The organism is Bradyrhizobium sp. Arg816, assembly GCF_029989365.1.
GTDB lineage: Bacteria > Pseudomonadota > Alphaproteobacteria > Rhizobiales > Xanthobacteraceae > Bradyrhizobium.
This window is the reverse complement of record NZ_JAPRAQ010000057.1, coordinates 1-8360: the sequence shown is the minus strand read 5'-3', so window position 1 is coordinate 8360 and position 8360 is coordinate 1. Positions and strand designations below refer to the sequence as shown.

General features: G+C 58.5%; 7 protein-coding genes and 2 pseudogenes. 5 read left to right on the top strand and 4 right to left on the bottom strand.

Annotated elements, in window-relative coordinates; all coding sequences use genetic code 11:
• Positions 1-137: 137 nt before the first annotated feature.
• The 3 genes and pseudogenes from OWC48_RS45605 to OWC48_RS45590 all read right to left on the bottom strand — a co-directional run.
• Positions 138-279 (bottom strand): annotated as a pseudogene (locus OWC48_RS45605) (cell envelope biogenesis protein TolA); the annotation flags it as partial.
• Positions 280-371: 92 nt separating this feature from the next.
• Positions 372-2744: a PAS domain S-box protein gene (locus OWC48_RS45600; RefSeq protein WP_282525870.1), complete on the bottom strand. Its 2373-nt coding sequence runs from the start codon at positions 2742-2744 to the stop codon at positions 372-374.
• A 1159-nt stretch (positions 2745-3903) separates the two neighbouring features.
• Positions 3904-4134 (bottom strand): hypothetical protein, encoded by a 231-nt coding sequence (locus tag OWC48_RS45590; RefSeq protein WP_282525869.1) that lies wholly within the window; start codon positions 4132-4134, stop codon positions 3904-3906.
• A 206-nt stretch (positions 4135-4340) separates the two neighbouring features.
• On the opposite strand from OWC48_RS45590, the gene OWC48_RS45585 reads away from it, so the two are divergent.
• Both OWC48_RS45585 and OWC48_RS45580 read left to right on the top strand, forming a co-directional pair.
• A complete protein-coding gene (locus tag OWC48_RS45585) occupies positions 4341-4595 on the top strand; it encodes a hypothetical protein (RefSeq protein ID WP_282525868.1) in 255 nt (84 codons plus the stop codon).
• A gap of 43 nt (positions 4596-4638) precedes the next feature.
• Positions 4639-4911 (top strand): hypothetical protein, encoded by a 273-nt coding sequence (locus OWC48_RS45580; protein WP_282525871.1) that lies wholly within the window; start codon positions 4639-4641, stop codon positions 4909-4911.
• A 1500-nt stretch (positions 4912-6411) separates the two neighbouring features.
• Here the strand turns inward: OWC48_RS45580 and OWC48_RS45575 are convergent.
• Positions 6412-6618, bottom strand: coding sequence for a cold-shock protein (locus OWC48_RS45575; RefSeq protein ID WP_282525867.1), 207 nt, complete (start codon positions 6616-6618; stop codon positions 6412-6414).
• A 385-nt stretch (positions 6619-7003) separates the two neighbouring features.
• On the opposite strand from OWC48_RS45575, the gene OWC48_RS45570 reads away from it, so the two are divergent.
• From OWC48_RS45570 to OWC48_RS45560, 3 genes and pseudogenes are all read left to right on the top strand, one after another.
• Entirely contained in the window at positions 7004-7210 is a 207-nt protein-coding gene (locus OWC48_RS45570; protein ID WP_282525866.1) for a hypothetical protein, read from the top strand.
• 104 nt (positions 7211-7314) lie between these two features.
• Positions 7315-7527: a hypothetical protein gene (locus tag OWC48_RS45565; RefSeq protein WP_080584279.1), complete on the top strand. Its 213-nt coding sequence runs from the start codon at positions 7315-7317 to the stop codon at positions 7525-7527.
• 450 nt (positions 7528-7977) lie between these two features.
• Positions 7978-8360: pseudogene (locus tag OWC48_RS45560) on the top strand (hypothetical protein); the annotation flags it as partial.

Below are 8360 nucleotides of genomic sequence, written 5' to 3'. Positions count from 1 at the left end.
TCCGCTGCCGGAACCTGGCCCCAGAGCAATCGCACCCAGCAATGTCTACGCTCGGGCTAGCGTTCGCGCGCGTCGCAATGCGGCTGTCACCTTTCCTTCTCCCAGTGGTCGTGCTCGGCCTGAACACTCCACGTCTGATCGTCGGTCTCCTTGGCGAAGCCTTGATGGAAGAGATTGCTGCCGGCCCCACGCTTCCAGCGCTGCTTTCACAGAGGGGGCAGCGATAGCTAGATCGTAGAATCCCAGAGATGTTTGGTACGTCTTCAGTTTACGCGGCATGTCGGGAGCTCACCTGCGCGACCGTGAAGCTTCGGCATACGGACGTACTGCGCAGCTTGGTCTGTCCGCGCGTCGCTGCTGTCGACACCTGTTTAGGGTCGCGCTTTTGCCTGCAGCGCATTTTCGAGGCTGCGGCGCAGAGTTTCCGGCGCGTAGGGCTTCACGACGAGCACGGCGTCCAAGAGCTCGGCTTCGGATTGGATCCCGCTGTCACCTGTCGCCACAACAATGCACAAGTCAGGTCGCAGCGAGCGCGCGTCCTTCGCGAGTTGCAGGCCAGACACTCCGGGGAGGCCAACATCGGTCACGAGGATATCCACGGCAGCCTGATCCAGGGCTTTCAGACCCTCTTCAGCCGAGCTGGCCTCCATCACCTTGCAACCTAAATCGTTCAACATCTCCGTCGCAGTCAGGCGGATCAGTTCGTCGTCTTCGACGAGCAACACGGTCGCACCCTTGACGGCGTCTTCGCTTGTGGGCTGACGCGATTCCGTAGCCGCGAGACGCCGTTGAGCATGGTTGGCAAGCACATGCCTGATTTTCCGCGCAAGCGCTTCCCGCGTATAGGGCTTGGCCAAAAGCTCCACTCCCGGGTCGAGCCGTCCCCCGTGCACGATGGCGTTCTGCGTGTAGCCTGATGTGAAAAGGACTGCGACGTTGGGCAGCCGTTCCTTGGCTTTCCGCGCCAACTCCGGGCTGCGCAGGGTGCCCGGCATCATCACGTCGGTGAAGATCAGGTCGATTGGTATGCCGCTGTCGACGATGGCTAGCGCGGCCACCGCATCTCTCGCCTTCACCACGCGGTAGCCAAGATCGGAGAGCATCGACACCGCGACCTCGCGCACTTCATCGTCATCCTCGACCACCAGTACGGTTTCTTCGCCGCCTTTGATGTCACCGGAGGTGGCACTGACTAGCGTATCCTCGATGGCCATTTCTCGCGGGAAGTATAGCTTCACCGTCGTTCCGGCGCCGATCTCGCTGTAAATTTTGACGTGTCCGCCGGATTGCTTAAGAAAACCGTAGACCATGGCCAGGCCAAGGCCAGTACCCTTGCCCTCCGCCTTGGTCGTGAAGAAGGGCTCATAGACCCGCTCCAGGATATCTGACGGAATGCCGATGCCCGTGTCAGTTACCGCGATCATCACATATTGCCCCGCAATGAGATCATCGTAGTGGCGGACATACTCGTCGTCCAAGAAGGCATTGCTGGCCTCGATGGTCAGCCGACCCTCGCCGTTCATCGCGTCGCGGGCGTTGATCGCGAGGTTGAGAATGGCATTCTCGAGTTGATCGGGGTCGATGAGGCTGTTCCACAGCCCACCGCCGACGACCGTCTCGACCTCGATCTCCTCGCCGATGGCGCGACGCAGCAGTTCATCCATGCCTTTGATCAGGCGACCGACGTTCACCACCCTCGGCTCCAGCGGCTGGCGCCTCGCGAAGGCGAGCAACTGGGTAGCAAGTTTCGATCCCCGCGCGACGCCGGCCAGAGCGCTCTGGACTCTCATCTCCGCTCGGGCATTACCCGCGATGTCTTTGCTGAGCAGTTGCAGGTTTCCGCTAATCACCTGCAAGAGATTGTTGAAGTCATGGGCAACGCCGCCAGTAAGTTGGCCGATCGCTTCCAGCTTCTGGGACCGGATCAACGTTGCTTGCGCCGCCTGGAGCGCGGCTTCCGCCTCACGCCGTTCTGTAATGTCGCGGGTCACTTTGGCGAATCCTACGAGCTTCCCGTCGTCGTCTCGAATCGCGTCGATCACGACATGCGCCCAAAAGCGAGTGCCATCCTTTCGGACCCTTTGACCTTCGTGCTCCCAGCGCCCTTCGCGGGTTGCGGTCTGTAGGCCTGTTCGCGGGATGCCCGCGGCGCGATCCTCTTCCGTATAGAAATTGGAAAAGTGGCGACCGATGATCTCTTCGGGTCCGTACCCCTTGATGCGCTGGGCCCCAGCGTTCCAACTCGCCACATTGCCTTCCACGTCCAGCATGTAGATGGCGTAGTCCGTCACACTTTGGACCATTAGCCGGAACTGCTGCTCGCTTTCGCGCAATTTGGCCTCGGCCGCCCTTCGCTCGGTCAGATCCCGGGTGATCTTGGCGAAACCTACAAGCTCGCCCCTAGGCGAACGGATCGCGTCAATGATGACATGGGCCCAGAACTGCGTGCCGTCCTTGCGCACACGCCAACCCTCGCGCTCGAAGCGCCCTGTTCGCTCCGCCTCCTCCAGCGCCAAGGCAGGCACTTTCTGCTCCCGCTCGGCCTCCGTATAGAATGTCGAGAAGTGGTGCCCTATGATCTCCTCAGCCTCATAGCCCTTAAAGCGCTTCGCTCCCGGGTTCCAGCTGGTGACATGCCCATCGCGATCCAGCATATAGATCGCGTAGTCGGTGATCGCCTCAACAAGAAGCCGATAACGCCCCTCGCTGGATTGTGCAGCATCGAAGCGGTCTGAGTTTTCCATTCGGGTCCTATCCAGCCCCGCCGATAGCTGGAGGGTTGAGGTAAAACAATACTAAGACGGTGAGTTCCAACTAGCCTTCGGTCATGCAGCTGACCTCTGGCGTTTGTCCAGGGTCACACGGCGCTTAAGGCGCGGGCCCATTAGCTCGCAATCAAAGGCGGATTGGTGCGAGTTAAACGAACGCCGGATAGTTGGCTGCGAATTTGAGCATATCGGTGCGCGACATTGGCGGGGCGCAGGCATCACCTTCTCGACCAGCGACAACAGCGACGCAAACACACCGAGCAAACCCTATTCACCGACGTGGTGGTGGCAATGATGATGGAGGTCGCCAACTGAGGCGGCCTTAATTTCTGTCCTCGGTCCAAGTGCGTTCGCTGCACTGGCATTCGAACACGCGGACGGTGAGCCCGCGGAGGGAATCCATCATGTTATGGACGAGATTGGGTTGAGCACCCGCACTTGCAGCGTCGATCCCCCCGCGTCTTGGCCCCTGAGAATTTGTCGCTGCTGAAGTAGTTCATGACTGACCCTGCCAAAGGTGAGTCACTAAGTCCAAAATTGGACATTTGTTCCCATGACTATTTCGGCACCTGCAATCCGGGCGATGTCAGCCACTCGCTCATATGCGAGCCGGATCTGGCTTTGCGGAGGAGGATTTCGCGCTTACGGCCGTGAGGGAGGCTCTTGGCTCCAATCGTTCGGCTTCTAGGGCGAGGCGTTCTTCGAGGGAAGTGGTCTGTTTAAACCGACGGCGATGCTTCATGACTGGCCTCCTGCGCACGGGTCCTAACCGTTGGGTTTGCAGTCAGAGATTTAGCTAACCTCGCCGGCCACCGCTCGGATCGATTGCTAGCGGCCTCATGAAGGATCTATTATTCGAATACGGAGCGCCGATCTCGGCACACTTACGTGCAGCTCGGATTCTTCTCGTCAGGCGCGTTAGTATACAATGCAACCTAAGATACCCCATATTCTGAATTGTGGATGCGCGAATTTTCCGGGGCCGCCGGTAGCTATGGACGAAGGTCGGAAGGATCTGACCCATCCGGATGTATTGGGCCGCCCGAAGCTCTTGCTCGCGCCGTCGGGGCAGCCTGCCATTTTGAACAGTGAGTGCAGTTCCCATGGAACGCTCCCTACCGCCGGCAACGTCCGCCTATCCTAACCAACCTGAAAACCAAGACGGGCCATACTTTGCGATCCATCCGAGCAGAAGCGAACCGACGATCGAAGCCAACCCCGACCAAAGCCAAGACCGTCCGCGCGCGGCGCTGATCGAGCGCAGATAGAGAATCGCCCCGAGTAGCGTTCCGTAGTTTCTCCTGAAGTCCCCATTGAGCTTGGCGATTTTGGACAGGTCAGAAGACGTTTCGACTTCATCAGCCATTGCGCTGGTCCTTTTTTGGTTGGAGCCAGCACCTTATCAACCACTGTTTTGCCCGACGGCACAAGCGAAATTTCGGTATATCGAAATTCCCCCCGTTTCGACGGGCGCGCGTTTTCTACACCCACGACGCGCCGTAGCCCCCGCGCGTTCCGAGCTACTAGGAATCGATAATTTGACTCTGGCCTGCGTCGCGGCTCGATGGGGCCATGACCAAGGCAGAGAACAGGGCGGCCGCGAAGGCCTACCACCAAGAGCGGATGCGCCAACGTGATGAAGAGGCGCGCGCCGCGGATGTAGCCGCAGACCTGGTCGAGCTCGGCCGGCTGCGAAATTACCTGATCTTCAAGCGGCGCGCCCACGGCGCCGACGCCGAAAAGCTGCGGAGCGCGATTGACGACTATGTCAAGCAGCTGACCGGCGACCGCACGAAGCTGCACGCCCAGCACCACAGCTGTGGATGAAGAAGCCCGCCAGAGCGGCAAAGAATCGGGTAGTCGATCTGGCATGAAACTTATTGCCGAACGCCCCTACGCAGACCCGGAAGCCGCCGCGCGAAAGCTCGTCGAGATCGCCGCCGGCATCGAAGCCGTCCAGGATGGCCGGATCTATATCGAACGGATCAACGCGCCATTCTTATTCACGCTGAAGGCCACCGGCAGCGAGTTCGGCGCCGGGCTCAAACACGCCGTCGCCCAGGGCTGGCTCGAGCTGCACGAGAGCGGGACCTATGTCCGGCTGATCGGCACCAGCGCAAAAGCGGCCCCAGCAAAAGACTGAGTTGCCGGGGCCGCTGTGGGGCTGGCACAGGATCGATTCAAGGCGCATATTCGGCGCGTGGGAAGTGAGGACCAGAGGCGTTGCAAGTGCGGTGCGGTTTATCGCCGTACCGAACGCATGGCCTCCGTTCGAGAGTTCAGTAGTTTCGAGTGCGCCGTCTGCGGCGAGACAATTGAAAAATGGCATTCTGCTCTGGTCCCAAGCTACCGCCTGATAATCGGACCTGTCAGAGAACCAAATGACCCATCATCCCGAACGCCCTAGACCCAACCAGCTTCATAAGTCCAAAATTGAGGTCGTGAGCCGTTGCCGGTCGCGCTCCTGTGCAATCGGCCTTTCCACACCCACGACAGGCAGTAGCTCGCGGTCGTTCCGCGGCCCAAGGCATGGATAATTTGCGAGGTGGGTGGGACGGTCGATGGAGAAACCAAGCTATTATTGCTAGGTTGCAATTCGCCGGGATCACCGAGACCAGCATTAGGAATTCACATGTCAGCCCAGATCATCAAGTTATCCGACCGCAGGACGCGTCCTACGCCACCTTCGAGCTTGATAGGCCTGCAGCTTTCGTTTTTCGTTGCGTACGTTGACCTAAGCCTTGCAGCCTATCAGTCGGTAGTTAATGTTTGCCGAGCAAGGTTGGAAGGCGGCTCGTCTGTCACGATGATTGATTTTGATTCCGAGGTTGAACCCCAGGGGCAAGGCGCCGCATTGGGATCGCCGCAAGCTGAAGATTAACTCGCGCCAATCGGAACTCTGATTTCGGCTTTGCGTCGGGTGCTCATGCAACAGCAAAAATCGCACCATCCGGCTGCAAGTGGAATTGTCGGAGCAAGACAAGCAAGCCATCGACGATTTCTGGTTCACTGAAAGTCTTCCGAGCCGGGCGGCTGCGGTTAGGGAATTGTTGCGACGCGCGCTCGCGAACGATAAGCCAACTGTCCAATAGGAACCGTCGCCGCGCACCGGCTTTGATTTGCATGCGCTTTAGGCGCGTCAGGCTAAACAGCTTTCTTAGCCGGAGCGGCCCCAGCCCTGGGTCCTTGATCCAGGCCTGGGGTCGTTCTTTTAGCGCGAAGGGCCCGCCAGCGTGAACCCGGCGCGCGCGCCGCGGGCCTCGTTCTTATCGCCTCAGCCGCCGGCGATGCGCCGCCAGCCGCTGCCGGTCGCGCTTCCTGTGGGCTCGGCGGCGGCACTTCATTGCTTGCTCCGCGTCAGCCGTTCCCGGAGATCGCGGGCGCGGCCAACGATGGTCAGAATGACGTGGTGCATTCCCGCAATGGCCGTCTCCGCATCGGGGTGCGAAAGCGTCACGCAAAGCAGTTCGCTCAGGGTAGAGTTGAGCTGCTCGGTTCCGAAACCGTTGGCTGCTTAATGGAGCCGCGCGCCCGTCAAATCACGGATGGCAACGCGCGACACGCCCATGCTCCACGCGCTCCCGAGGGACCTCGGACAAAAGGTGTAGGGATCAAAACCGCAGCGCTATGGTCGCGGACGCCGTCAGACGCGCAGATTTTCTGCGCTGCTCTTTCCGCGCTTGCGATCAACTTGGATTTCGTAAGAGACCTTCTGCCCCTCAGCCAAGCCCGATAAGCCGGCGCGCTCCACTGCGCCAATATGCACGAAAACATCCAGGCCGCCGTCATCAGGCTGGATGAAACCGAACCCTTTGGTTGCGTTAAACCACTTCACAATGCCTTTCGCCACGTCCGCCTCCCGATTGAACAATGACAGCAGCCAAGGTCCAGCGCGTTGGGCTAACAAGCAAAACTCAGCGCGCGAACGGCCGGGGGAGTTTCGAAGCAATCATCTGACATAACTGACGAGTGAGCGATAAAAGCGACGACCATGGAGCTTGTGAAGTAGTTCACAGATCGGAACAGCAAACCGCACTACCCTGAACGAGAGCGCGGGGCATCGTCATTTCGGGGACTTTTTTGTTTCTGTTATCTGAGTCCGTCGGAAATTAGATGGCCGGGGCCGCCGGGAATGCCGGCTTCGAGAGCGAAGATACTCCACTCAATGTTGCCTCGGGTCGCTTCACCCTCTAAGCAAAAGTGGAATGGTTGGTATCTGCCAGAGGAAGACGACGATGATTGACGACTATTTGGCGCAGGCACATCGCAACAATATCCAACGTTATCGCCTCTTATTGCAAACCACTCTGACAAAATTCGAGCGCCAGTTTGTAGAAAAGCGCTTGAGCGAAGAGCAGTCGAAGCTGGAGATGCTCGTTTGGTCGCTCTCAAGCAAAGTGCACCGCGACCAATCGACTGGCCCAGATAACCTCCTTGGCTAGGTAACTGGAAGCGGTCCCACGGATACAAGACATAGGCCTGCCAGCTAGCTCCGCGGTCGCATCAATTTGCGCGGCGATTTCATTTTCTTGAGAGGTAAGCATTCATGGCAAAGGAAAACTGTTTGATCGTTCATGCCGCTGGAAGACAGCTAGATTTGCTGCGCGGAGAGGCTTCCCGCATTGCAAAACAAAATACTGTCGACTGGTGGAGCGATCGCGTAGAGATCGGCACCCGCTTTTGCTTTGCAGATGCGAAGTCGAAAGAAGCTTTTGCGATCACCTGCGACAACTTCGGCATATCTTGCCGGGACGGCTAGCGAAAAAGAAAACCTCCGATCTTGCGGACCGACGGGCCACCTTGTAGCGGCCTAGCCGGCTAATCCTGCGACATAGGATTCGGGCAAGCCCATCTTTTGCGTTACGGCCTGCAACGCGGCCACGTAGTGCGAATTACTGGCCGTACCTTCAAAGTGCGAGCTCGCACGTGTCATCCGCAAACTGTGCCAGCACAAGCTCGGTCCTTCCGTGCTGGGCACCAATGTCGCGCGCGTGCCGAGCCACAGTGCAAGCGCTCCACATAGGCTTGCCTGACGTTGGATAGGGCCTCGGCATCCATAAACAGGCCACAGAAAAAAAGTGACGTTCACTCGGTCTGCCATGCTGACTATCTAAAACCGGGTGGTCGAAAGAAGTACCCACTTATAGCCGGTTCGCTGCCTGAGAAAACATCCTAAGATTGTGTTGGATGCAGTAGAGGAGGACTTCCGATGCGCAGGCAGCCTGTTCCACTTACTCCGGGTGACCTAGTTAATCGTCAATTTGGCACCGACGACAACCTGATAGGCACCCCTGACGCACCGACACTATTCGGTGATGCTGGTGGTAGCATGTTTGACTTTTCGAAGGGAGGGAACGACACCTTCGATGAAATCGGACTTTCCAATTACACATTTTATGGCGACGTGGTTGGCAGCATTTTCGATTTTGCGCAGGGCGGCGATGACACGTTCAACGGACTCCCATTGGCTGGTGTCACTGCCTACGGGGACGCTGGCGCGGACATGTCGGACCACAGTAAGGGCGGCAACGACACCTTCTTGAGTGGAACTGGCAGACAGCAAATCAATACGTTCTTCGGCGATGCCGGCGG